Source organism: Aeromonas sp. 25-AL00135, from assembly GCF_054052385.1.
Genome location: NZ_JBSTYQ010000005.1, coordinates 205128 through 229673, shown reverse-complemented (window position 1 = coordinate 229673; position 24546 = coordinate 205128). Strand labels below are relative to the sequence as shown.

Genomic DNA, 24546 nt, shown 5'->3' with positions numbered 1-24546 from the left:
TACCAAAACACTCTGAAAAAGCCAAAACGCGAGTTTTCGGTTTCACATCAGGCTTTGCCAAAGCGTTTCAAACACCCGCAGCCATGACCCACGTGGCGCAGTATATCGGCGGCCTTAACCGAAGACAATCAATTAGCTACAAAGAAAACACAAAACCGCAAACTCGATCGCATATTTAATTTAACATTTCATTAATGCCATTAATGGGGTTCCAGCAAAATTGACATTGATAAGGAACTCTGTTTCAAATAAGGCGCTCCAGCCACTTCGGTATGGGTAACAACCTTTGCCAGCGTCATAAAAGTCGTAATAGAGTAGGACTGGAACCAAATTATAAAGAGCAAAGGAGACGTGCTATGGCTGATAAGATAGCCACCCTACACCTGCCCGGAAAAGATCCGGTCGAACTGCCGATCCTCTCCGGCACCATCGGCCCGGATGTCATCGATGTCAGAAAATTGGGATCACAGGGGTATTTCACCTTTGACCCCGGTTTTATGGCCACCGGTTCTTGCAAATCTGCCATTACCTACATTGACGGGGATCAGGGTGTCTTGCTGCACCGTGGTTACCCCATCGCCCAGTTGGCCACCCAGGCCACCTATCTGGAAGTCTGCTATATCCTGCTGTACGGCGAAGCGCCGACCAAGGCCCAATATGCTGAATTCGAACGCCTGGTCACCCGCCACACCATGGTGCACGAGCAGATCGCCTTCTTCTTCCGCGGCTTCCGTCGCGACTCCCACCCCATGGCCATCATGTGCGGTGTAGTCAGCGCCCTCTCCGCCTTCTATCACGATGCCCTCGACATCAATAACGAGCAGCATCGCGAGATCTGTGCCTTCCGTCTGCTCTCCAAGATGCCGACTCTGGCCGCCATGTGTTACAAGTACTCCATCGGCCAGCCGTTCATGCAGCCGCGTAACGCCCTCTCCTATGCCGGTAACTTCCTGCACATGATGTTTGGCGTGCCGACCGAAGAGTACAAGGTCAACCCCATCGTTGAACGCGCCATGGATCGTATCTTTACCCTCCATGCGGATCACGAGCAGAACGCCTCCACCTCCACCGTTCGTCTGGCTGGCTCCTCCGGTGCCAACCCGTTCGCCTGTATCGCCGCGGGGATCGCCTCCCTGTGGGGACCGGCCCACGGTGGCGCCAACGAAGCCTGCCTGCGCATGCTGGAAGAGATCGGCTCGGTGGATCGCATCCCCGAGTACATCGCCAAGGCCAAGGACAAGAATGATCCGTTCCGTCTGATGGGCTTCGGTCACCGTGTCTACAAAAACCACGACCCCCGTGCCACCGTGATGCGCGAAACCTGCCACGAAGTACTGACCGAGCTGCAGATCAAGGATCCGCTGCTGGACGTAGCCATGGAGCTGGAGCGTATTGCGCTCTCCGACCCCTACTTCGTCGAGAAGAAACTCTACCCGAACGTGGACTTCTACTCCGGCATCATCATGAAGGCGATCGGCATCCCGATGAGCATGTTCACCGTGATCTTCGCCATCTCCCGCACCATCGGCTGGATTGCCCACTGGAACGAGTTCCACTCAGACCCGGACAGCAAGATTGGTCGCCCACGCCAGCTCTACGTAGGCCACCCGCTGCGCGAGTTCACTCCACTCGAGCAGCGCTAACCACTGCGCTGATATGGTTTGTTACAAAGGCGGTCATTGACCGCCTTTTTGTTTGCCGCTCTAATGCCCCCTTTCGCGTTAAGGAGTCCATTATGAAACCACTGTTTATCAGCGCAGCCTTGCTGCTGACCGCCTGCCAGAGCGCCCCCGCCTCGTCACAGGGGGAGACCCTCTATATCAACAGCCAGCTGGTCGATTGCGTCGGGGTTGGCCCAATGCAGTGCATGCAGGTTCGCAGTGATGAGCAGCAGCCCTGGACGCTGTTCTACCAGAATATTGAAGGTTTCCAGTTCGAGCCGGGTTACCGCTATCAGCTCACAGTCAGCAAGGAGCAGCTCACCGATGTGCCGGCCGATGCCCCCTCCGTGCGCTATCAGCTGATCAAGGTAGTGAACAAGGTCGCCAGCAAGTAACAAACACGATCAAAAAAACGGGGGATGGCTGATGCCATCCCCCGTTGGTTTATGGGTACTGCGCCTCATCAGGCACGATCAGGTCGGCGCCAGCGCCATATGCAGCAACGGATAGGGCTTGCCCTGACCATCCAGCGGCGAGCGGCCCGTCACGGTGAATCCCATCTTCAGATAAAAGCCCACCGCCTGTTCGTTCTGCTCGTTGACGTCAACCTGAGTCGCGCCGCCCTGCGTGATGGCATGCGCCACCAGCAAACGCCCCACGCCACTACCGCGCGCCCCGGGAGCCACAAACAGCATCTCCAGCTTGCCATCGTGCACTCCGCTAAAACCCGTAATGTGCCCCTCTTCTGTGCGGGCAAAGTGCAGTGTCACCGCATCGAAGTAGTGCTCCAGAATAAGCGGTTTGAGAGCCAGGATCTCGGCCTCGGGCAGGAAGTGGTGGGTCGCCCGAACAGAGGCCTCCCACAGATCGATCAGGGCCGGATAATCGGCCCGCGTTGTAGTATCAATCTTCATCAATGACTCTTTGTTGCAGCCAGCAGGATGGCTGTGGCCTCCCCGCTAGCCAACCTGATTAGCGCGCCTGCACCGCCTGCAGCAGCACCGACATATCAGCGCCAAAGTTGCGGCTGCGGATCGCTTCGCGAATATCCGCTTCGCTATAACGACTGCCCGGATAGACCACTACGCAGGAAGTGTCGCCCGGTTTGAGGAAGTGGGTCTCGCCAAACGGGGTATAGCGGGTGGCACCGATACTGATGAGCGCATGGGGAGGATGTCCCGCCTGCGCCAGCAGCCCCTGAATGTGCTCCGCTGGCCCTTCATCCTGCTGATGATTGAACTTGTCGATGGCCCAGTCGAGCAGCTTGCCGTGGAAGTAGCTGTAGTCGATGGCGGCGCTGTCTACCCCGTAGGCGTACAGCTCACCGTCCCGCTCCAGATAGCAGGCGATACGATAGTCATCGAGCTCGCAACCGGCGGCAAAACCGGAAAGCGGCAGCAGCTTGTCCGCCAGCCCCTTGCTCTCTTCGCCCCAGTTCTTCTTCTCGCTGATCTTCTTGGCGTTGGGACGACGGATGGAGCAGTCGTTATAGGCACCAAAGGCGCGGGGATGGATCGCCACCACCTGCTTGTCGGCATACTCCAGCTCGCACCAGAGGGCCACTTCCGGCTCAATCTGCACCTTCTCGTCACCGCTGACCGCCGCTTCCGGCAGAAAGATCGCCTTGTCGCTCAACGGGAATACCCCGAGCTGACCCGGATGGCCCGGCACGAAGAAGGGGAACAGCGCCTTGGGCGCCGTGGTGTCGCGCACGACTACCGCTACGAAGTCCGACGCTTCACCCGCCTGCTCCAGATGACCGGCGAAATTGCCCGCGACCCCGAGTCCGATAAACTTGCTCTCTGCTGCTATCTGCATCTTGCTCACCTGCATCTTGCCAACGCAAGGTAGCAGGCTCGTCGCCTACTACCGCTAAAGTGGCAAGATTAAACCACAAGGACCCCGCCTTCGCCCAGTCCGGCCCTGTCGTGATGTGCGTCAGTCCGCTTTTTAGCGGTCGAAAAGTCTGTGGTGAACCAGCCATTGCGCACTCATTCAGCTACGCGGTCACCGCGCTGGAAACAGTGCGTTTCCGGCATCTCCCCTCTTTCTCCTTGGGACTCAACTTCATCTTTGTTAGGCTGCCGGCATGCAAAACAACTGTGCGCTTGAATGCGCCACTGCTCATCACGGCAACCCCATTGGAGAGAAAACGGATGATCGACAAACTCGCTTGGCTCACCTTTAAAGATCAGCAACTGCTCTGCGCCCGCTCCCACGGCAAGGACATCTATTACATCCCGGGCGGCAAGCGGGAACCGGGCGAGAGCGACGAGGCGGCGCTGATCCGCGAGATTGCAGAGGAGCTGGCTGTCACCCTGCAACCCGATACCCTGCGCTTTGTCTGCGAGTTCAGCGCTCAGGCCGATGGCAAACCGGCAGGTGTCGAGGTGCGACTGCGCTGCTACACCGGCGAAGCGAGCGGCACCCCGATCGCCTCGGCAGAAATTGCCGAGCTGCGCTGGCTCGACAGCTCTCACCTCGATGAGCTCTCCCCCGTCTCCCGCCTGCTGTTCACCTGGCTCGTTGAGCAGAGGCTGATCCGCTGACAAGCCGTACTCGCGGCGAGCATAAGTACCTCCCTCATATGAACCAACGGTGGCAATCAGCCACATAGCAACGCAACGACAAGGATGTCAGATGGACATTGTAGAAGTTAAGAGCGCAGCGACCTACCAAAGTGCGCTCATCACCCTGCTGCAAGATTGTGTCGATAGCGGCGCCTCGGTCGGATTTTTACCGCCGCTGACCACGGAGGAATCTACCCGCTACTGGCAAGGAGTTGAAGCGGATCTGGCAGCAGGTCACCGAAAGCTGTGGCTGGCCCTTGAGCAACAACAGCTCGTGGGAACGGTTCAGCTCGCGCTCTGTGGCAAGGCCAACGGTCGCCACCGGGCCGAGGTGGAAAAACTGATGGTACTGCAAACGGCGAGAGGCAAAGGTGTCGGTCGTGCGCTGATGCAGGCAATGGAACAAGGCGCCCATGCCGCGGGCCGTTCGCTGCTGGTGCTCGATACTCGCGCCGGTGATGTGGCCTCCCACCTCTATCGTCAACTCGGCTATCTGGAAGCCGGCCAGATCCCGAGCTTTGCACGCAACGCCGATGGCTCCCTTGCTGCGACCGTCATCTTCTACAAACCGCTCTGACCATCCCCTATCCCTTATCCAAATACAGCAGGGCCGCACCAAGCGGCCCTGCTTGTTGCCAGCGTGACTGTTTGTTGCAGCAGTATGGCTTGCGACGGATTGCCACGATACAGCCATTGCGCCTGTATGCCTCAACACCGCCAATTGCTCGCCCCAAAAAACAACCAAACAAACAGAAAGATTAATTAATGATTAAAACGCCCCCCCTTTTCTTCTTCATCTATTGCCTCATCAGGCGTATCGTGAGAGACCCATTTGATAATCAAATCTATGTTATTCACTGCCTTGAGGAATAATGGATGCCCACTTTGCCCCGTACAGTTACCTCCCCCAAAAAGTTCATCATCGGTCAACACCTTCTCCCGCAACTCCATGAGCACGTTAAAGATTTTGGTGACTATGCGTTGCTCATCAGCGATGAGTTCATTCTGGAGCGGGTACGGGAAGAAGCTTTGGCGGGGCTCCTGCAGGCAGGCCTCAGGGGAGTGGTCGACAAGTTTCGCTACGAATGCACCGAACAGGAGATCCACCGCCTGACCCACCTTGCAGAGCAATATGGTGCGAACGTGATTGTCGGGATCGGCGGCGGCAAGACGCTGGATGTCGCCAAGGCCGTGGCCTTCTATCTGCGCCGTCCGGTTGTGCTGTTTCCGACGATTGCCTCCACAGATGCCCCCTGCACGGCACTGGCGGTGATCTACAACCAGGCGGGGGAATTTGAGCGCTATCTGTTCCTGCCGCAAAATCCGGACGTGGTGCTGGCTGACACAGCCATCATTGCCGCCGCCCCTCCCCGCTTCTTTTCCGCAGGCGTTGGCGATGCCCTGGCCACCTATTTCGAGGCGCGCGCCTGCTATCGGTCAGACGGACTCAATCTGGTCGGCAAGCGCCCTTCACGCACTGGCCTTGGTCTGGCACAGCTCTGTTACGAGCTGCTTGGTGAGAACATCGAGCTGGCCATGGATGCGATACGCCACCATGTCTCGACTCCGGCGCTGGAGCAGGTTATCGAGGCCACCATCTACCTCAGCGGGGTCGGCGCAGAAGCCGGTGGACTGGCCGCCGCTCATGCCGTCAACAACGGCATGTCACTGATAGCGGAGCTCCATCGCGCCCAGCATGGCGAGAAGGTAGTCTTCGGCCTGCTGACCCAACTCGTGCTTGAGCGTGCCCCGCAACACGAACTTGATGAGGTGTTTCGCATCATCGACTGTGCAGGCCTGCCCATGACGCTGCAAGAGCTGGGGCTCACCCACTTTGATGAAAGCGAGTGGCGCAAGGTGGCGCAGCTGGCCTGCGATCCCCTCGATACCATGGGCAACATGCCGATGACAGTGAGTGAACAGGATGTCTACGCCGCCATGGTAGCGGCCAATGCCATGGCTGAGCGTTATCGCCTCCGCCATCCCCGCGCCTGATTGCTTGCCGCACTAAATAGGCAAACAGTAAAAAGGCTTGCCCATTGGCAAGCCTTTTTTATCTGCATCCCACCCCCTTGTCGGGATAGACGAAAGTCCGCGTTGACTCAGGGCAGTTTCACCGCTCGCACTTCAACCTCTGGCAGGGCGAAGGCATCTTGCGCGGCGATGAGTTGCAGCTCGTAAGCCTGCTGGCGCCAGGTCTCCTGCAGCACCGCATCCACCGAGGCGTTGGTGCGCTCGAACGCGCTGACCGCATCGTGACCGGCCAGCAAATTCGCCAGCATCAGGGCGCTGATAAGATCGCCCACCCCCACCGGCTGGCGGGCAAAGTCATAGAGCGGACGGGCAATCAGGTAATCCCCTTGCGGGGTGGCCAGCAGCATCTCGAAGCGGCTGGAGTCCTGCGCCGCACGACCGAGATGCTTGACCAGCACCAGCTTGACGCCGCGGGCCAGCAGCTGATGGGCAGCCGCGCGGGTCTGATCCAGATCAGCCAGATGGGTATCACAGAGGGTCTCCAGCTCCAGCAGGTTGGGGGCCATCATGTCGGCCACCGGCAGCGCCTGCTCGGTCAGGAAACGGGTGACGCCGGGAGCGACGATACACCCCTTCTCCGGATGACCCATCACAGGGTCGCAGAAGTAGATGGCATCGGGGTTGGCCGCCTTGACGGCGTTGACCACGGTCAGGATCTCGTCTCCCTGTTCGGCGGAGCCAAGGTAACCGCTCAGCACGGCGTCACACTGACTCAACACCTCGATATTGCTCAATCCTTTCACCAGCGCACTGATATGACCCGCCGGCATCGCCATCCCCTGCCACCCCTGGGCATATTGGGTGTGGTTGGAAAACTGCACCGTGTTGATGGGCCATACATCCATACCGAGGCGGCGCATGGGGAAGACGGCCGCGCTGTTGCCGGCACAACCAAAGACCACGTGGGACTGAATAGAGAGAACGGATTTCATCGGGAATACCACAGCAAAGGATCAGCAAGGTGGGCAATATATCGGATGAAGATAACGATGCGCCACCTTGGCGCGGGATGAACAGGCAATTTCCTGACTAAAGACAGGTTTTTTGCGCCATTTGGCCCGCGTCCACAGGGTGAGCGGCGCCATGATGTGCCACGTCCCCGTCGTCACATGCCGCTGTGCTCTACAGCATGACGGGCAAAGTGATAGACCCATCCCTCATCACACAACATGTCACTGGGTGGCGAAATCAGCTCAGGCAATACCGTCACCTTGCCACCAGCGGCATATTGCAGCGCCATCAGGGCGCAGAGCGCCGCATCATAGCGATCGGTGCCGACCAGCACATCCGCAGGCAGCTGCGCCGCCAGCTCGGGCCGTGCCTGGGAGGCCTTGCCGCCCACTTTGGCCAATGCCGGATAGACCTCCAGCACGGCACGACTGGCCTTCGGGGCAACGGTCGGCACCAGTTGCAGATCAGAGAGCCGCGGCAGCATGGAGAGCGCCAGGGTGGCGTTGTTGCCAAGCCGGTCGAAGGTGGCCGACAGCGGCTTCTTGCCGTACTGCTGATACAGCCAGCGCTCGCAGTCGCGATAGGCATAGGGGTTGTCTATCTCCCGCTCGGGCACGGCGCAGCTGTGTGGCTGGCCGTTGAGCAGATCCCGCAAGGCGCGGGGAAAAGCGAGCGGCGCATCTATACCGAGCGCCAGTTGCGGGCAGGCTTCTACCTGCATCAGGGTCAGCTCGTTTTGCAGGGCGGGACGCAGTAGAGCGGCCAGATCCGGCGCCACCCGCGAGCTCAAGCGAAACAGCGGCGACACCCCGAGCCAGTGCAGGCGGTTGGAGTCGGCCTGCCAGCCCACCACGGCCACCGCCTGGGCACTGCCCTGCCAGCCACGCACATCCCAGCCGATCCCGATTGCACTCATCTGCCCTGCCGTCATCAATTACCTCTGTTCGCCTGTCACAAGTTGCAAGAGGCACAGGGTAATCAGCAGAGGCCCTTAACGCAAAGCGAACCGCCCACTCAGAACGATTTCTGGAAGTTCACCAACGGCAGAATGGGGAACACGCCGTTGGCGGCATAGTTGGCCAGCCCGATCTGCAAGCCATCGAGGTGCTTGGTCGCATTGATAAAGCCAATCTGGAAGGTGGTACGCTCGGCATAGTTGACCAGGCCGACGTTGGCCAGCGCATTGCCCTTGGCGATATTGACCGCCCCCCAGTTAAGCCCCTGCACATTGTTGGTCAGGTTGACCAGCCCCAGATTGACGCCGGTATCCTGCCCTTCGTGCCAGTTGATGGCATTGATGGCGACCCCGCCAAACTGGTGACGCACCCGACCAGCACCCAAGAATACCCCGAGCTGCAGGCCGCTGAACTGATCCACATCTGAGAGGGCGAAGATCGGCAGATCAATACCCTTCACCTGACCGGTCCGACCGTAGAGCAGCGAGGCGCGAGCTCCTTCCACCTGATGGGACGAGGGCAAATTGACCCCGGGCAGCGAGACCTGTACCGGAGTACTGGCCTGCGCGACACCGCAAAGAGTCAGGGCGCTGCATGCCAGCAGCAGGCGGGAGAGTGTCATGGAAAGTTCCTTGGGACATTGAGAGTGGCCCGATCCTAACAGTCAGGGGCTAATGTGGGCACACCAGCAGGGACGAGGTGCGTCACGATACGTCACGGTTGGCCCTCTCACCTCTCCATCAGGACTTGCGAAAGCGCCACCTCAAGGACGATCGGCCACTTTTTCGCAGCGAGTGGCCCCTCTTCCTTTCTTTGCCTGAGCGAACTGCCTAAAATAGTCGCCCTGCTGTATCCGGCATTCATCCATCTAGAGGATTTCCCATGGAGACGTTTCTGCTCGAAGGTCACCCCTTCGTTGCCTTGTGTGACCTTATCAAACATCAGGGGTGGGCCGATTGTGGCGGCGCCGCCAAAGCCCTCGTTGCCGAAGGGCTGGTCGAGGTGGACGGTCAGGTGGAGACCCGCAAGCGCTGCAAGATCGTGGCCGAACAGGTGGTCAACTTCAACGGCATGAAGGTCGTGGTGAAAGAGGGCGTCAGCCCGGAGATTGGCTAAACCCGTTTCGGGGAGCCACTCTCCGGCAACCCGCTAGCTGACCTTGACTGACAGGGTCAGCACAAAACGCGCCATCGCCTCATCCCCGTTCAATGACGGACAGGTAGCCACCACCCGGATGGGGCGATTGATGCGCTGACCGCTTGCCAGCGATTCATCGATCATGGCGTCAATCTCCTCCCCCGCTGCGCAGTCGAACTGCACATCCCCCTCCGGTCGTTTCAAAAACTCCCCCTGCACATCCTTGAAGGCGAAGTGCACCTTCTTGCGCCGCTGCCGCCCCTTCTCCATCACCAGTAGACCACCTACCAGATCGGCGCCGGTCGCCAGTGCGCCAAAATACATGCTGCCCAGGTGATTGCGGGTACGCCAGCCAAGGGGAATGCGAATGCGCAGCGCCTTGGCGTTCATCTCTTCGATGATCGGGGCACAAAACCCGATGACGGGAATGTAGCGCCAGGCAAACAGCCGAAGCGCCAGATTGGCTTTGAAGCGTTGCAAATCCATATGCGAACTGATCCGATGAGTTAATGTAAACAACATGTTGCCTGCATCTGCGCCATTCGACAAGCACAGGGATCACGGTTACGACCTTTGCCCAACGCAAAAAAACAGAGGGAACCGCACTGGTTCCCTCTTTTCGTTCATGTCGCTGTTACAGCAAATGTGCCGATCAGGCGCGCTTCTCTTCCAGCCAGGCCCCCTGACTCTGCATCTCGAACAGCTGGGCATAGTGACCGCCGAGGGCCATCAACTCACCATGGGTACCCCGCTCATTCACCTGACCGCGGGAGAGCAGCAGGATCTCGTCCGAATCGACGATGGTCGAGAGGCGGTGGGCGATGGCGATGGTGGTGCGGCCACGACGGGCAGCAGAGATCGCCTGCGACAGCGCCAGCTCGGTCTGGGAGTCCACGCTAGCCGTCGCTTCATCCAGAATGAGGATACGCGGATCCCCCACCAGCGCGCGGGCAAAGGAGAGCAGTTGGCGCTGACCGGCGGAGAGGTTCTTGCCCCCCTCCTCCATCAGGGTGTTGATCCCCTGTGGCAGGCTGCGCACAAACTCGGCCAGCTGCACCTCGCTCAGCGCCTGCCAGAGCCGCGCTTCGTCTATTCCGGCACGGCCGAGACGCAGGTTCTCCGCCAGGGTGCCGACGAAGATAAAGGGATCTTGCTGCACCAGCCCGATACTGCGGCGCACCGCCGCCAGCGACAGGGTATCCAGTGCGTGCTCATCGAAGCGGATCTGCCCCTGATCCAGCGGATAGAAGCCCATCAGCAAGCTGATGATGGTGGACTTGCCGCTGCCGGTATGGCCCACCAGCGCCAGCATCTGGCCCGGTTTTGCGGCAAAACTGACCTCCCGCAGCACCTGCTGCTCACCATCGTAGGAGAAGCTCACCCGCTCGAAACTGACCCGCCCTTCCAGCGGGCGCAGCTCGCCCTCGGTGCTCTCGCGGGTTTCATCGAGCAGGGCAAAGACACGCTCCCCCGCCACCATCGCCTGCTGCAACTGGTTAAGCTGGTTGGTCATCTCGATGAGCGGCTCTATCATCCGCCCCAGATAGCTGATAAAGGCGTAGAGCACCCCTACCTGAATGGCACCTGCGTGGCTGACCCCCTCGTGGGCGAACAGCGCCAACAGACCGATTAGCACCATCATGTAGAAGAGATCGATGAGCGGGCGCAGCAAAATGCCGTTGATCTTGAGGCTCTTGATCCGTGCCGACCAGTGCTGCTGGTTCACCTCGGCAAAGGCGTTGGCAAAGTGGCGCTCCTGCACCATGGCCTGAATGACCGGCATCCCCTGCAGCGACTCGTTGAGGCGGCTGTTGATGTCGGAGAGCAGGCTGCGAGTCGCTCGCACCACCGGCACACTCAGTTTCTGGTAGAGCCACATCACCCCGCCCACAGCGGGCAGCAACAGGGAGCAGACCAGCATCAGCCGCAGATCCAGCAGCGCCATGGAGATGAGGATGCCGCACAAGAGCACCACCTTTTGCACCAGCAAGCCGATCACCTGCACATAGAGATTCATGATCGCCTCGGTGTCGTTGGTGATGCGGGAAATCAGCGAGCCGGAGCGATGCTTGTCAAAGTAGCGGGCCGGCAAGCGGATGGCGGTAGCAAATACCTGCTCGCGCAGGGTTTGCACCACCGCCTGAGCGATGCGATTGAAGCGCAAGGATTGCAAATAGAAGCCCGCCGCCGAGAGTACCTGCAAGCCCAGATAGCCCGCTGCAATCAGGGCTATGGTGGGCAGCACGATATTGCGAGGCGCCAGATAGTCATCGATAAAGAGCTTGATCAGCAGCGGCCCAGCCACTTCGGCGCCGGTGGCGAGCAGCAGGCAAATCCCCGCCTGGATCAGCCAGCGAGGATACTGGGCGCAGTAGGCGAGCAGTCGTTTAATGGTCGGATTCACAGGCTCTCCTCCACCGCTTCTTCGAGACGCTGATAACGCACCATATCTGCGTACCAGCCATTGTGCGCCATCAGGGCACCGTGATGACCCCGCTCGCTAACGGTCCCCTGCTCCAGCACCAGGATCTCGTCGGCCTGCTCCACCGCTGTCATGCGATGGCTGACCAGGATCAGGGTGCGACGATGGGCTTTGAGAGCGTGCAGAATTTGCTGCTCGGTGTGGGCATCCACCGCCGAGAGCGCATCATCGAGCACCAGAATGGGCGCATCCAGCAGCAGGGCGCGGGCAATGGCCAGCCGCTGTTTCTGGCCGCCGGAGAGGGTCACCCCTTTCTCCCCCACCTCGGTCTCATAGCCCTTGGGGAAACGCACGATATCATCGTGGACACAGGCAATGCGCGCCACCCGTTCGACCTCCTCGCGGCTCGCATCGGGTTTGCCCAGGGCGATATTGGCGGCGATAGTGGTGGAAAACAGGAATGGCTCCTGCGGCACATAGGCAAACTGGCTGCGCAGTGTGGCGAGCGGCAGCTGGTCAATCGGAACGCCACCCATGACAATCGAACCGTGAGTCGGATTGGCAAGGCGCATCAACAGCTTGAGCAGGGAGCTCTTGCCTGCCCCGGTGCGCCCCACCACCCCGAGCATCCCCCCTTGCTTGAGGGTAACGTCGATATCCGCAAGCAGGGTGCGCTGCTCGAGTCGATAGCTCACCCCCTTGATCTGCAAAGGAAAGGCAGAGATAAACGCCGCCGGCTGGGCGGGATCTTCGATATCGCTACGCTCCCCCAGCAGGCTTTCGATACGGGAGTAGGCGGCGCTGCCCCGCTCGATGATGTTGAACAGCCAGGCGATGGCAAACATCGGCCAGATCAGCTGGCCAAGGTACATGGTGAAGCTGGTGAGCTCACCCAAGGTCAACTCATCGCGCAGCACCAGCACACTGCCCCCCGCCACCGCGAGGAAGTAGGAGCAACCGATACAGAGATAGATGACCGGATCGAATTTGGCATCGATGCGGGCCACCGCCATATTGCGCTCCCCCGCCTGTTTGGTCAGCTCGGCAAAGCCTTCATCTTCCAGCGATTCAACCGCATAGGATTTCAGCACCCGCACGCCGGAAAGGGCCTCCTGGGTCTTGTTGTTGAGCTTGGAGAAGGCCCCTTGCGCCGCCTTGAACTGGGTGTAGATCTGGGTACCGAAGCGGTTCATGAAGTAGGCCATCACCGGCAGCGGCAACAAGGAGACCAGCGTCAGCTGCCAGGAGTACTGGCTGCACATGATGGAGAGCACCAGCACCCCGACCATGATGGAGTCCACCAGCGTCAGCACCCCTTCGCCAGCGGTCATCTCCACCGCCTGAATGTCATTGGTGGCATGGGCCATCAGATCGCCGGTACGGTGACGCTGATAAAAATCGGGGCTCATCCGGGTGAAATGGCTGAACAGGCGATTGCGCAGGACATAGGCCAGCCGGTAGGAGGCACCAAACAGCATCACCCGCCAGACGTAGCGCAGTAGATAAATCAGCACACCCAGACCAAACAGCCCGGCCAGATAGCGCATCAGGGTACCATTGTCGAGACCGCCCTTGGTGATGCCATCCACCACCCAGCCCACCACTTTGGGTGGAATAACGGTCAACAGGGCTACCATCAGTAGCAGGGAGATGGCAGCCAGATAACGGGGCCACTGCTCCTTGAAAAACCAGCTCAATCGTAGAAATACGCTCACACCACCAACCTTTAGCGCTCTCTGCCCATGACCGCTCCAAGGAGCGGCCATCAGAGAAGCCACGCAGAAATAGAAGAATGAAAACAATCGCCTCCGGCTGGAGGCGATTCGAACGAAAGCTCATCATATCCCGAACCGGGATGGTTGAGAATAATTACTATTTAATTCACTGTGACATGCGATCATCCCCTGATGAATAGGGATTATACGAATTTTCATGCTGCTCACCGGTCAACAGGAAGTGTGACACCTCTTCCCGGGTCTGGCTGAACACCTGTTGCAACTGCTCCAGATCCGTCTCGCTTAGCACCTCGTTTTGCCGCAGGCGCCACTCCAGCTCGCCAGCCACCAATTGCAGACGGGCCGCCGAGATATTGGCAGACACCCCCTTGAGGGTGTGCAGCAGCTTGCTGGCCACCTCGGGCTGCTGACGGCGCAGGGCAGAGCGGATCTCCCACAGGTCGTCCTTGTGCTCCGACATGAACAGCTTGAACAGGATCTGCAATGCCTCCTTGTCCTGCTCCAGCCGCTTGAGGGCATCCTGCAGATCGAGGACTCCGATCATATCCGGCGGTTTCACCTCCATGATCCCCGCCTGCTCCACCCCTTGCGGCTTCACCCACTGCAGCAGGTTGTTGTAGAGATCCAGCTTGCTCACCGGCTTGGTGACATAGCCATTCATCCCCACCCCCAGGCAACGCTCCTTGTCACCGGGCATGGCACTGGCGGTGAGGGCAATGATGGGCACATCGTGTTTGTCGACCATCTTGCGGATCTGGCGGGTGGCATCGAGTCCGTCCAGCACCGGCATCTGCAAATCCATCAGGATCACGTCAAAAGGCTGCTCTGCGACCCGCTCCACCGCCTCCCGACCATTGCTGACCACACACACTACCGCATCGACGCGCCGCAGATACTCGATGATGAGCTGCTGATTGACCCGGTTGTCTTCCGCCAACAGCACTCGGGTGCCCTGCAACAGGGATTTGAAGTGTTGCTGATCCCCCTGTGCCTCGGCCTTGCGCAGGTTGAGCTCGTAGGAGCTCCCGTTGAGCAGCTCGTCCACCTTGGCCAGCAGGGCATTTTCAGTCATCGGTTTGGGCAGAAAATGGGTCAGCCCCATGCTGTCCATCCGGGCGTGCAGCCCCTCTCTGGCCCATGCACTGATCATCAGGATGGGGATCCGCCGCCACTGGCTGTGCTGATACATCTCCAGCGCCAGATCGAGCCCATCCTCCTGACCCATGCGCCAGTCGAGGATCGCCAACCGCAGATTCGGTCCCTCTTCACGGAGCAGCTGACGGGCACGGGAAAGGGAGTTAACCGGCAGCACTCGCACTCCCGCGCGAGTCAGAATGTCCCGGGCCAGATCCAGCACCAGTTCGTTGTCATCCATCACCATCACCAGCGGCTGGTTCTCGAAGAAGACTTTCCGTCCAGCCACGCCGTAGACCGCCTGCGCCATCGGGATATCGAACTTGAACAGAGAGCCGACGCCAGGCTTGCTCTCTACGCTGATCCGCCCCCCCATCAGCTCCACCAGCCGCTGGGAGATATTGAGCCCGAGCCCCGAGCCGCCATATTTGCGGGTATTGCCCGCCTCCAGCTGGGTAAACGCCTGAAACAGTTGGGTCTGCTTCTCTTCGGCAATGCCGATGCCGGTATCGCGCACACTGAAGCGGATCCGCATTGGGTGAGGATTGGCCAGCTCGATGCAGACTTCGACTTCACCGCGTTCGGTAAACTTGATGGCGTTGTTCACCAGATTGACCAGCACTTGTCCCAATCGCAAGGGATCCCCACGCAAGAAGACCGGCACTTCCGGTGACTTGCGAATAACCACTTCCACATGCTTGCGCTCCGCCAGATCGGCAAACATGCCCGCCAGCGAATCGAGCTGCTCGCTGAGATCGAAGTCGATCTCCTCCAGTGTCAGCTTGCCAGACTCCACCTTGGTCAAATCAAGGATGTCGTTGATCAGCAGCAGCAGGGTATCGGATGAGGATTTGATCTTGCCCAGATAGTCCCGCTGTTGCTGATCCAGTTCGGTCTGCAGTGCCAGCGAGCTAAAACCTATGATGGCATTCATGGGGGTGCGGATCTCGTGGCTCATGTTGGCCAGAAAATCGCTTTTCGCCTGGGCCAGCAAGCCGGTCTGGCGCGACAACTCGCTCAGCTTCTGGTTGCGGCGCCACAGGGTGAAGGCCACCAGCGCAAAGCAGATCAAAGCCCCGCACAGCACCATCAGATAGAAGCGGTTCATCAAAGAGGAGGCGCGCTCCAGCTTGTCGAGTTTCCAGCGCACCAGACTCTCGATCACATGCATGTCGATGAGCTGGTAACGCAAGGTGTGATAGGCAATCACCTGCTGGCTCATCTCCTTGCTCAGACGGATCAGGGTAGCGATCTCCGGCAAGTTGCCATAACGGGATTGCAACTGCTGTTGCAGCTGGTCCAGCGTAGTCTGTTCACGTTTGTCCCAACTGCGCTGCAGATAGTTGCTCAGTTGCGCCAGCTCCTCCAGGTCGCGATGAAGCGCACTGTCTGACGGGCTTATCCCCCGCACCTTTTTAATCTGGGCCTGCAGGGGCGCATTGAGGTACTCGATAGCCATCTCAATGGCATGAAGCCTGGCCAGCGCCATCAGATAGGCGTCCATGTCATCAAGCAGAGCCTGGGAAAGGTCGTCTTGCACCAACTCGGGATCGCTTCTGACTTCCCGTACAAAACCGTCAAGGGTGATGGATAACTGGTTCAGTCGCTGCTGGACATTGCTGTCATTGGCCTGCTCCCGCCCAAGCAGATAGAGGGTATCGGCGTTGATCCTGTTCAGCACCACCTCGGCCGCTTCGTTCAGGTTGTGGGCCTGCTGCTGCTGACTGAGCGACTGCCAGCAGTAGCCCGAAAAGGCAAGCAGCAGGGCAACAATCAGCCCTGGCACAGCACGGTTTTTCCGTGATCCTTTATTCATCCCGTCTCGACTCTCATCTGGTGGTCGCTGAATTATCCGGTCAGGCAATGAACCCTGGGGGAATTATCCACTCCCGCTGGGCACTGTGTTACCGTTATTGCTCTGATATTTCGCTATTGTTTCGCGATTGCTTCATTCTGGCTTTTCATCATATCCCCGGCCAGAGCTGATTTAGAAGGAACCAATTATGTCATTTATCACTACTTATTGTAGCCACTGCTTTACCAGGAACCGCCTGCCCGTTACCCATATCGATACATCTGCCAAATGCGGGCGCTGCAAAGCCCTCCTGTTCAGCCAGACCCCTTGCCTCGGGAATGCGGATAACTTCGATACCCTGATCAACTCAGATATCCCGGTCGTGGTCGATTTCTGGGCCAGCTGGTGCGGCCCCTGCCAGCAGTTTGCTCCGGTATTTCATGAGGTTGCCCATGAACTCGAACCACGGATGCGCTTTGCCAAAGTCGATACCGAGCAACAGAGCACCATTGCCGCCCGTTACGCCATTCGCAGCATCCCCACCCTGATGGTCTTCCAACAGGGCAAACTGGTGAACCAGATAAATGGCTCCTTGCCCAAGAGCATGTTCAAGCAATGGCTGGAACAGTTCATGGATGTTTGATTTATATTTCGCACATGTTTTATTTATGTGTTCATTTCCTCATTTTTATCAATGAGTATGTGAGTAGAGGCTGATTTTCAACATGTGAGTCTGTTTCAAACAAGTGAATGGATGTAATCTCGGCAACACAAAAACAACCATAAATTAACCGAGAGAACATTATGCACACATCAGCTGTACCCTCTGCTCCATCTCGCTGGCTGGACATCAAATCAGGGATCGTCATCCTGGATGTCTTGCTACTTTGCGCCATGCTCGCCTGGCTCCCGTTTGACCCCATGGTCAACAAGGGGCTGGGCATTCTGGTCTTTATCGCCATCCTCTGGCTGACCGAAGCACTGCACGTCACCATCACCGCGCTGCTGGTGCCCTTGCTGGCTACCGTGCTCGGGGTGTTTGACATGAGCAAATCCCTCACCGATTTTGCCAACCCGATCCTGTTCCTCTTTTTTGGCGGTTTCGCCCTCGCGGCAGCCCTCTCAAAACAGGGACTGGATACCCTGATGGCAGGCAAGGTGATGCACCTGGCCAATGGTCATCTGGGTTGGGGCGTCATCCTGCTCTTTACCATCACAGCCGCCATGTCGATGTGGATCAGCAACACCGCTACCACCGCCATGATGCTGCCACTGGCGATCGGTATGCTGGCACGCCTCGATAGCAAAAAAGAGCGCGCCACCTTCGTCTTCGTATTGCTGGGGATCGCCTACAGCGCCAGTATCGGCGGCATCGGCACCCTGGTGGGTAGCCCACCCAACGCCATCGCAGCCGCCCAGATGGGGATTGGCTTCACTGACTGGATGAAATTCGGTGTTCCAGTTGTGCTGATCCTGATGCCCTGCGGCATTGCCCTGCTCTATCTGGTGACCCGCCCGCGTCTCAGCCACCGCGTCGAGATCCAGGATGTCACCATCAACTGGACCCGCGAGCGTAAAGTGACGCTGGCAATCTTCCTGACCACCGTTGTGCTCTGGATCGGATCACAACCCATCTCCAACGCCTTTGGCGGTATTCCGCAACTCGACACCCTGATTGCCATGGGCGCCATCGTGGCCATCGTGGTCAGCCGTGTCGCCAGCTGGGATGACGTCAACCAGAACACCGACTGGGGCGTGCTGATGCTGTTTGGCGGCGGTCTGACCCTGAGCGCCATTCTCAAGGCCACTGGTACCAGCGCATTCCTGGCCAGCCATCTGTCGGCCGTACTCTCCAACGCCAACATTTTTGTCGTGTTGCTTATGCTGGCCGCCTTCGTGGTGTTCCTGACCGAGCTGGTCTCCAACACCGCCACCGCCGCACTGTTGGTTCCCCTGTTTGCCGGTGTCGCCGAGGCGCTGGGTGTATCACCTGTGGTGATGTCGGTGTTGATCGCTATCGGTGCCTCCTGTGCCTTTATGCTGCCAGTCGCCACGCCGCCCAATGCCATCGTCTTTGCCAGTGGCCACATCCGCCAAAGGGAGATGATGAAAGCCGGTATGGCTCTGAACGTTGTCTTTACCGTGTTGCTCGCCCTGCTGGCCTACTTTGTTGGCGATATCCTTTGATCCAGCTTCCCCCAATAAACAAAAACCCCCGCATTGCGGGGGTTTTCTCATTTATGAATCCGATTAGCTGATGTTGCAGGCCTTCAGATCCCAGATCCGATCCACATAGTCCTGAATGGAGCGGTCGGAGTTGAACTTGCCCATGGTGGCCGAGTTGATGATGGCCTTCTTCGCCCACAGTGCCGGATCCCGATACCAGGTATCGATCAGCTTGTGTGCATCCGAGTAGGACTGGAAGTCCGCCAGGGTCAGGTAAGGGTCTCCCCCTTCCAGCAAGGAGCGCTTGATGGAAGCCAGTTCACCCGGACGACCAGGCGTGAAGTAGTCGGTATCAAACCAGTCCAGCACGGCTTTGAGCTCGGAGTTGGCATAGTAGAAGTCGTACGGGTTGTAACCGCGCGCCTTCAGCGACTTCACTTCGTCCACGTTCAGACCGAAGATGGCACAGTTTTCGGCACCCGCCTCTTCAGCGATCTCGATGTTGGCTCCATCCAGCGTCCCGATGGTGATTGCACCGTTGAGTGCCATCTTCATGTTGCCGGTACCGGATGCTTCATAACCTGCTGTAGAGATCTGCTCGGAGACATCTGCCGCCGGGATCAGCTTCTCGGCCAGACTCACGCGGTAGTTCGGCATGAACACCACTTTCAGCTTGCCCTGGATACGAGCATCGTTGTTGACCCGATCCGCCAGCTTGTTGATGGCATAGATGATGTCTTTGGCCAGCTTGTAACCGGGCGCCGCTTTGGAGCCGAAGATAAACACGCGCGGATGCATGTCATAGTCCGGGTTGGCCAGCAGACGACGATAGAGTGCCATGATGTGAATGAGGTTCAGCTGCTGGCGCTTGTACTCGTGCAGACGCTTGATCTGAACGTCAAAGATCGCCTCGGCACTGACATCGATACCTGTTTCGTCTTTGATGACCTTGACCAGCTTCTCTTTGTTGTGACGCTTGATGGTCATGAACTGCTGCTGGAACGCCTTGTCGTCGGCAAACTTCACCACGCCACGCAGTTTGTCCAGTTGCAGCGGCCACTCCTTGCCCACCACTTCGTTGTAGAGGCCAGCCAGTTCCGGGTTGCACGCCAGCAGCCAGCGACGCGGGGTCACCCCGTTGGTCACGTTGCACATTTTTTCCGGCCACAGCTCGGCATACTCGGGGAAAAGATCTTCCTTCACCAGCTTGGAGTGGATCTCGGCCACACCGTTCACTTTGGACGAACCGATCACGCACAGGTTGCCCATGCGAACCTTGCGCACATCTCCCTCTTCGATGATGGAGAGCTTGGCTTTGATAGCATCGTTGCCCGGCCACTTGGGCTCCACCAACTCGTTCAGGAAGCGGGCGTTGATCTCGTAAATCACCTCCAGATGGCGAGGCAGTACTTTCTCGAACAGGCTGACCGACCACTTCTCCAGCGCTTCCGGCAGCAGAGTGTGGTTGGTATAAGAGAAGACCTGATAGCAGATGGCCCAGGCGGCATCCCAGTTCAGATCTTCCTCGTCAACCAGCACCCGCATCAGTTCCGGGATGGCGACAGTCGGGTGAGTATCATTGAGCTGAATGGCAATTTGCGCGGCAAAGTTGCTGAAGTCACTGCCATGGACCCGCTTGTAGCGGCGCATGATGTCCTTGATGGAGCAAGCACAGAAGAAGTACTGCTGGATCAGACGCAGCTCTTTACCAGCATCGGTCTCATCGTTCGGATAGAGTACCTTGGAGATGGTCTCGGCCTGGGCTTTTTCAGCCTGGGAGTCGATATAACCACCAGCGTTGAACACATCCCAATCGAAAAACTCGGAGGCGCGGGATTCCCACAGACGCAGGATGTTGACGGTATGACCGCCAAAACCGACCACCGGAATATCCCAAGGCACCCCTTTAATCTTGCGACCGGCGTGCCATACCTTCTTCAGGCCGCCATTGTCACCAAACACGGTCTCGACGTAGCCATAGAGCGGCACTTCTTGCACCGACTCGGGACGGCAGATCTCCCAGGGGTTGCCATATTCACGCCAGGAGTCCGGACGCTCGATCTGGCGGCCATCCTGGATTTCCTGACGGAACAGACCGTGTTCGTAGTGGATACCGTAACCAACCGCCGGATAGTTCAGAGTGGCCAGCGAGTCGATAAAGCAGGCAGCCAGACGACCCAGGCCGCCGTTGCCAAGTGCCATGTCCGGCTCTTGTTCGCACAGGTCGGTCAGTTCCAGACCGAGTTCGCCCAGCGCCTCTTCGCAAGTCTTGTAGAGGGAGAGGTTGTGCAGGTTGTTGGAAGTCAATCGTCCCATCAGGAATTCAGCAGAGAGATAGTGAATCGCACGAGTATCTTTCTTGAAATGAGTCTGCTGAGTGCGGGTCAGGCGCTCGTACACCTGTTCATTGACGGCCGCCGCAGTGGCTTTCCACCACGCTTCGGGAGAGGCTTTCTGTTCGCTTGTTCCCAAGGTAGAACGCAGGTGACGCACGATACTCGCCTTGAGCTGATCTTTATCCAGTTGGAGATCCTGGTCTGTCTTCTTCTTGGTAGCCATAAACCATATTCCTTCGTTACAAATAAAATTGTTATCCCGCTTGCGGGACCGGCGCTGTTGTTATCTCAAAATATGTACCGGCGTGAGAATACTAACTAAAGCGGCAGAATTAAAAGTTAACGCAAGTCACACTTTAACCGATAAAAACAGCCTGAAAAGCTTGAAAACCCTTTCCTTTAATTGATCGCATAAAAACAAGCATTCCCTTTATTATCATAAACTTAATGAAACAATAAAAATATTCTGGCATGAATAGGTTTTCAGAGATTGCCAAGCCTTGAAAATCCCTGAAAATAGGCAGCAAGACGGCACATTGAAACCGGTTTCAATGTGCCTGAAAAATTACCGTATAAATATGAAGCAATCATTGCACCCTTAAAGATGTGCCTTGAACTGATTACTCAATGGATCGTAATGGTACCCAATCTGATCCAGACGTCCTGCCAACTGCTCTTCACTCATATCGTAATAGGCCAGCAGCTCCTCCAACCCGTCACACTCAAGCCTTAGCTTCTCATTGATGATGCCCAGCAAGATGTTGGCATCAAGATGTTGCAAGGTACTGATATCCATGGCGGCACCTCCTGTAAATGACCTGTATAACCATGGGCGGTTACGCAAGGTTTGTCCATAGTACGAAAAACACCCAACCAGCTTTATATTAAATAGTGTTTAAAAACATAACCTTACTAACGACACATGCCAACACCATCACATTTTTCAGCAAAAACACCTTGTCACTGCCACAGGATATAACTACTGTATACACATACAGCTTGGATATTCATACAGGAACCCCATATATGAACCAGCCCCTGCACTCACTGCCCTTTGCGATGAATCGTGTCATGAGCAAGCCCTGGCCCACCAGAACCGCCTGCAAAGCGGAGTTGGCTCATTATGGTGTGACTATCCAGTCTGATGATCAGTTTCTGAGCGAGCTGACAAAGCTTGGGGAGGCTCATACCGGCTGGATCTTGCTGATCGCCCCGCCGGGACGCCCCACAGTCAGCCGTCTGGAAGAGCGAGGTATCGATCCCAAGAGAGTGCTGGTGGTACATAGCCCCAAAATCAAGAACTGGCAGCAAACCCTGGAGCGCAGTCTGGGCAATGGTCACTGCGCCGCCGTATTTACCTGGCTGCCTGAGCAGATCGAGCTGGATCACGTCAAGCTGCAGCGACTGGGACAGCAATCTGGCGTACTCACCCGCTTCTTTGGCGCGAAACGGACTAACCTCGGCACACCTCTGCTGGCGTATGCAGAGCAAGATATCTATCTAAATCACTAAGTTAAAATTTGGCCATTCTTGGGCATGGCTGCAACGACAAAGCCATTGCCATCATTACTCAGTAAAATCCCAGCAAAATGAAAAGCGCCTGCATTGCTGCAGGCGCTTTTCATTGGCGGCCAAGCGGGCCATTGGGCCCATCTACGCTTTCACAGCAAGATTACTCTTCGGGACAAGGAGCCAGCATTACCCGGCGGCGACCCATCACCACCGGACGCACCAGCAGCTGTGCCAGCAAGACCCCCAGCAGGGTCAGCCCCCCCCGATCAGGTGATAGCTGGTCAACCGCTCACCCAGCAGGGTGATGGCAAGGCCAGCCGTCATCACCGGCAGCAGGTTCATAAAGATGGCGGTACGGTTGGCGCCGAGCAGGGCGATCCCCTGCATCCAGAGCCAGGGGGAGAGCGCCGAAGTGGGGATACCGGCATAGAGGATCAGCCACAGGGCCCGACCATCCGGCCACTGGCCATCCACCAGCAAAAAGAAGGGGGTCAGGATCACCACACTGCAGATCACCTGACCGTAGAGCAACGACCAGTTGTCGAGCCCCAGATCCCACTTCTTGAGCAGCACGCTGTAAAGGGCATAAGTACCGGCCGAAATCAGCATATAGACAGAGCCGATATGAATGCCTTGAGTGAACAGCCGGGTAGGATCCCCCTGCCCCAGCAAGATAGACAAGCCAAGGATGGAAAGCAGCGCCCCCAGCACAGCGCCCCAGGTGGGCCGCTCGCGCAGCAGCCAGATGCTGAACAACACGGTCAGCAGCGGCGTCAGACCCATCATCAACCCCATCTCGGTGGCACCCAGCGTTTGCGCCGCGTAGTAACCAAAAGTCTGGTTAAGCACCATGCCCAGCGAAGCCAGCATGGCGATCTGCCAAAGGCCAGCGCGCAGACGGGCACGCGCACGCCATACCCGACGGGCCAGAAACGGACTTAATACCAGCGCAGCCACCACCCAGCGCGACCAGGCCAAGGCTGCAGGAGACAAAACGCCAACCGCCAGTTTGCTGACGATGCCATTGCCAGCCCAAATGGCAATGCAGGAGAAGGGAAACAGAAAGGCAAGGGGCATGAGAGGATCCAGACCGAAGAGACAACAGCGGGCCAGTATAGGGGGCGATGGAAGAGAAACAAAGATGTGGGCCTGAACAGCCACATGGTGAACGCCAGTCGCCAGAAACAAATATGCCCGCAAAAGTGCGGGCATATCAGTGCAGAAACAGGTTCAGAAGCGCATCACGCGGCATCCATGTGCAGTCTGGAGATCAGCTCGTTGACCTCGGTGACTGTCTGGCGGTGGGGAATATCCGCCGGATTCGGCATCAGCAACAAACCGGATTGGAAATCAAACCGCCCCCGACCATGGATGTAAATCCGACCTTTAAAGAAGGTTTTGACATGCTTTGCCACCATCAGTGGCAGGTACTTCTTGAACACTCTCATCGTTTGCAACCTCTTGCAGTTGTATCCGTATGACAGCAGCTTCTGCGAATTAATTCCGTAAAGTATTTATAAAAATCCGGAAAACTCGCCCATCTCTTCCCAAAAAATTCAATCCATAACTTTTTATTAACTTTTAGCCTATTGTATGCGGCCCTTCGAGCCAGAGCAAGGCTCCTTTGCCATCGTGCCACTCGATACAGGCGATCCCCGAGGTGGCGAACATGGGTGCTCCTGCGGCCGGGCAGAGGCTTTGCACCAGATAACCCACCAGCGGCAGATGGCTGACCATCAGGATCTGGTCATGTTGCTGCGCCAAAGTGGTGAGGTAGCTGGCCACGAAAGCGGGATCACCGTAAGGGGTAATGTCGCCACTCTCTTCAACGGCTGCTGCGTCAGGCAATTCACTGCATATGGCTTGCCAGGTCTGGCGTGCCCGCAGATAGTTGCTGTGGATCACCCGATCCAGCGGGCCAATCAGCTGAGGCGCCAGCCAGCGGGCCATCTGGATAGACTCTTCAATACCCTGCTCGGTCAATGGACGCTGTTCATCTGTTTTCGCATTCATGCCAGCCTGGCCATGACGCATGATATAGATCTTCATTACAACCTCGCCCAACGGGCCTGTTTTGATAGCCGGGGGATCTTACCCCGCCACGGGTGTGGAAACAATTGCGCTACCTCTCAGAAA

At 57.7% G+C, this 24546-nt stretch carries 22 protein-coding genes and 1 pseudogene; 9 read left to right on the top strand and 14 right to left on the bottom strand.

The annotated features are described in order from the left end of the window. Nucleotides 1-356 precede the first annotated feature (356 nt). Both ACW5XC_RS06525 and ACW5XC_RS06520 read left to right on the top strand, forming a co-directional pair. The gene (locus ACW5XC_RS06525) at nt 357-1643 is read left to right on the top strand and encodes a citrate synthase (RefSeq protein WP_005333572.1); all 1287 of its coding nucleotides are present in this window, start codon (nt 357-359) and stop codon (nt 1641-1643) included. 92 nt (nt 1644-1735) lie between these two features. After that, nucleotides 1736-2056 carry a DUF4377 domain-containing protein gene (locus ACW5XC_RS06520; RefSeq protein ID WP_019446103.1) on the top strand — a complete coding sequence of 107 codons (321 nt, stop codon included), beginning with the start codon at nt 1736-1738 and terminating at the stop codon, nt 2054-2056. Between the two features lie 78 nt (nt 2057-2134). Here the strand turns inward: ACW5XC_RS06520 and ACW5XC_RS06515 are convergent, their stop codons facing one another. Together ACW5XC_RS06515 and ACW5XC_RS06510 are read right to left on the bottom strand one after the other, a co-directional pair. Next, nucleotides 2135-2575 (bottom strand): acetyltransferase, encoded by a 441-nt coding sequence (locus ACW5XC_RS06515; RefSeq protein ID WP_042055803.1) that lies wholly within the window; start codon nt 2573-2575, stop codon nt 2135-2137. Between the two features lie 58 nt (nt 2576-2633). Beyond that, on the bottom strand, nt 2634-3479 hold the full coding sequence (locus ACW5XC_RS06510; RefSeq protein WP_042055800.1) for a DUF5718 family protein: 846 nt from the start codon (nt 3477-3479) through the stop codon (nt 2634-2636). Between the two features lie 338 nt (nt 3480-3817). On the opposite strand from ACW5XC_RS06510, the gene ACW5XC_RS06505 reads away from it, so the two are divergent. The 3 genes from ACW5XC_RS06505 to ACW5XC_RS06495 all read left to right on the top strand — a co-directional run bounded on the left by ACW5XC_RS06505 (nt 3818) and on the right by ACW5XC_RS06495 (nt 6226). Next, nucleotides 3818-4210, top strand: a complete 393-nt coding sequence (locus tag ACW5XC_RS06505) for an NUDIX hydrolase (RefSeq protein WP_042055798.1) — start codon at nt 3818-3820, stop codon at nt 4208-4210. A 91-nt stretch (nt 4211-4301) separates the two neighbouring features. After that, nucleotides 4302-4808 (top strand): GNAT family N-acetyltransferase, encoded by a 507-nt coding sequence (locus tag ACW5XC_RS06500; RefSeq protein ID WP_042055796.1) that lies wholly within the window; start codon nt 4302-4304, stop codon nt 4806-4808. A gap of 299 nt (nt 4809-5107) precedes the next feature. Continuing rightward, nucleotides 5108-6226 carry a glycerol dehydrogenase gene (locus ACW5XC_RS06495; RefSeq protein WP_042055794.1) on the top strand — a complete coding sequence of 373 codons (1119 nt, stop codon included), beginning with the start codon at nt 5108-5110 and terminating at the stop codon, nt 6224-6226. Between the two features lie 107 nt (nt 6227-6333). Here ACW5XC_RS06495 and pdxY read toward each other — a convergent pair whose 3' ends face one another. From pdxY to ACW5XC_RS06480, 3 genes are all read right to left on the bottom strand, one after another. Further along, nucleotides 6334-7197: a pyridoxal kinase PdxY gene (pdxY, locus tag ACW5XC_RS06490; RefSeq protein WP_042055791.1), complete on the bottom strand. Its 864-nt coding sequence runs from the start codon at nt 7195-7197 to the stop codon at nt 6334-6336. A gap of 173 nt (nt 7198-7370) precedes the next feature. Further along, nucleotides 7371-8147 carry a DUF429 domain-containing protein gene (locus tag ACW5XC_RS06485; RefSeq protein ID WP_042055788.1) on the bottom strand — a complete coding sequence of 259 codons (777 nt, stop codon included), beginning with the start codon at nt 8145-8147 and terminating at the stop codon, nt 7371-7373. An 83-nt stretch (nt 8148-8230) separates the two neighbouring features. After that, nucleotides 8231-8794: a VC2662 family protein gene (locus ACW5XC_RS06480; RefSeq protein ID WP_042055785.1), complete on the bottom strand. Its 564-nt coding sequence runs from the start codon at nt 8792-8794 to the stop codon at nt 8231-8233. Between the two features lie 260 nt (nt 8795-9054). Between ACW5XC_RS06480 and ybcJ the strand changes: the two genes are divergently transcribed. Further along, nucleotides 9055-9288 carry a ribosome-associated protein YbcJ gene (ybcJ, locus tag ACW5XC_RS06475; protein ID WP_005361116.1) on the top strand — a complete coding sequence of 78 codons (234 nt, stop codon included), beginning with the start codon at nt 9055-9057 and terminating at the stop codon, nt 9286-9288. 33 nt (nt 9289-9321) lie between these two features. Here ybcJ and ACW5XC_RS06470 read toward each other — a convergent pair whose 3' ends face one another. From ACW5XC_RS06470 to ACW5XC_RS06455, 4 genes are all read right to left on the bottom strand, one after another. Next, entirely contained in the window at nt 9322-9795 is a 474-nt protein-coding gene (locus ACW5XC_RS06470) for a DUF4442 domain-containing protein (protein ID WP_042055783.1), read from the bottom strand. 166 nt (nt 9796-9961) lie between these two features. After that, complete coding sequence (locus tag ACW5XC_RS06465; protein ID WP_042055780.1) at nt 9962-11713, bottom strand: ABC transporter transmembrane domain-containing protein; 1752 nt, start codon at nt 11711-11713, stop codon at nt 9962-9964. After that, the gene (locus tag ACW5XC_RS06460; protein WP_042055778.1) at nt 11710-13446 is read right to left on the bottom strand and encodes an ABC transporter transmembrane domain-containing protein; all 1737 of its coding nucleotides are present in this window, start codon (nt 13444-13446) and stop codon (nt 11710-11712) included. The genes ACW5XC_RS06465 and ACW5XC_RS06460 overlap by 4 nt, the downstream gene beginning before the upstream one ends. A 166-nt stretch (nt 13447-13612) precedes the next feature. Further along, nucleotides 13613-16417, bottom strand: coding sequence for a hybrid sensor histidine kinase/response regulator (locus ACW5XC_RS06455; RefSeq protein ID WP_042055776.1), 2805 nt, complete (start codon nt 16415-16417; stop codon nt 13613-13615). A gap of 187 nt (nt 16418-16604) precedes the next feature. Between ACW5XC_RS06455 and trxC the strand changes: the two genes are divergently transcribed. Further along, on the top strand, nt 16605-17039 hold the full coding sequence (gene trxC, locus ACW5XC_RS06450) for a thioredoxin TrxC (protein WP_005352560.1): 435 nt from the start codon (nt 16605-16607) through the stop codon (nt 17037-17039). Between the two features lie 161 nt (nt 17040-17200). Further along, complete coding sequence (locus ACW5XC_RS06445) at nt 17201-18583, top strand: SLC13 family permease (protein ID WP_005333606.1); 1383 nt, start codon at nt 17201-17203, stop codon at nt 18581-18583. A gap of 63 nt (nt 18584-18646) precedes the next feature. Here ACW5XC_RS06445 and ACW5XC_RS06440 read toward each other — a convergent pair whose 3' ends face one another. Both ACW5XC_RS06440 and ACW5XC_RS06435 read right to left on the bottom strand, forming a co-directional pair. Then, entirely contained in the window at nt 18647-21121 is a 2475-nt protein-coding gene (locus tag ACW5XC_RS06440) for a glycogen/starch/alpha-glucan phosphorylase (protein ID WP_042055774.1), read from the bottom strand. Nucleotides 21122-21496: 375 nt separating this feature from the next. Then, on the bottom strand, nt 21497-21694 hold the full coding sequence (locus ACW5XC_RS06435) for a DUF4250 domain-containing protein (protein WP_042055771.1): 198 nt from the start codon (nt 21692-21694) through the stop codon (nt 21497-21499). 230 nt (nt 21695-21924) lie between these two features. On the opposite strand from ACW5XC_RS06435, the gene ACW5XC_RS06430 reads away from it, so the two are divergent. Then, on the top strand, nt 21925-22410 hold the full coding sequence (locus ACW5XC_RS06430) for a cell division inhibitor (RefSeq protein ID WP_005333614.1): 486 nt from the start codon (nt 21925-21927) through the stop codon (nt 22408-22410). A gap of 160 nt (nt 22411-22570) precedes the next feature. Here the strand turns inward: ACW5XC_RS06430 and ACW5XC_RS06425 are convergent. The 3 genes and pseudogenes from ACW5XC_RS06425 to sixA all read right to left on the bottom strand — a co-directional run bounded on the left by ACW5XC_RS06425 (nt 22571) and on the right by sixA (nt 24459). Next, nucleotides 22571-23487 (bottom strand): annotated as a pseudogene (locus ACW5XC_RS06425) (DMT family transporter). A gap of 164 nt (nt 23488-23651) precedes the next feature. Next, nucleotides 23652-23858 (bottom strand): DUF1107 domain-containing protein, encoded by a 207-nt coding sequence (locus ACW5XC_RS06420; protein ID WP_005336998.1) that lies wholly within the window; start codon nt 23856-23858, stop codon nt 23652-23654. Nucleotides 23859-23991: 133 nt separating this feature from the next. Next, the gene (gene sixA, locus ACW5XC_RS06415) at nt 23992-24459 is read right to left on the bottom strand and encodes a phosphohistidine phosphatase SixA (RefSeq protein ID WP_005351311.1); all 468 of its coding nucleotides are present in this window, start codon (nt 24457-24459) and stop codon (nt 23992-23994) included. Nucleotides 24460-24546 lie beyond the last annotated feature (87 nt).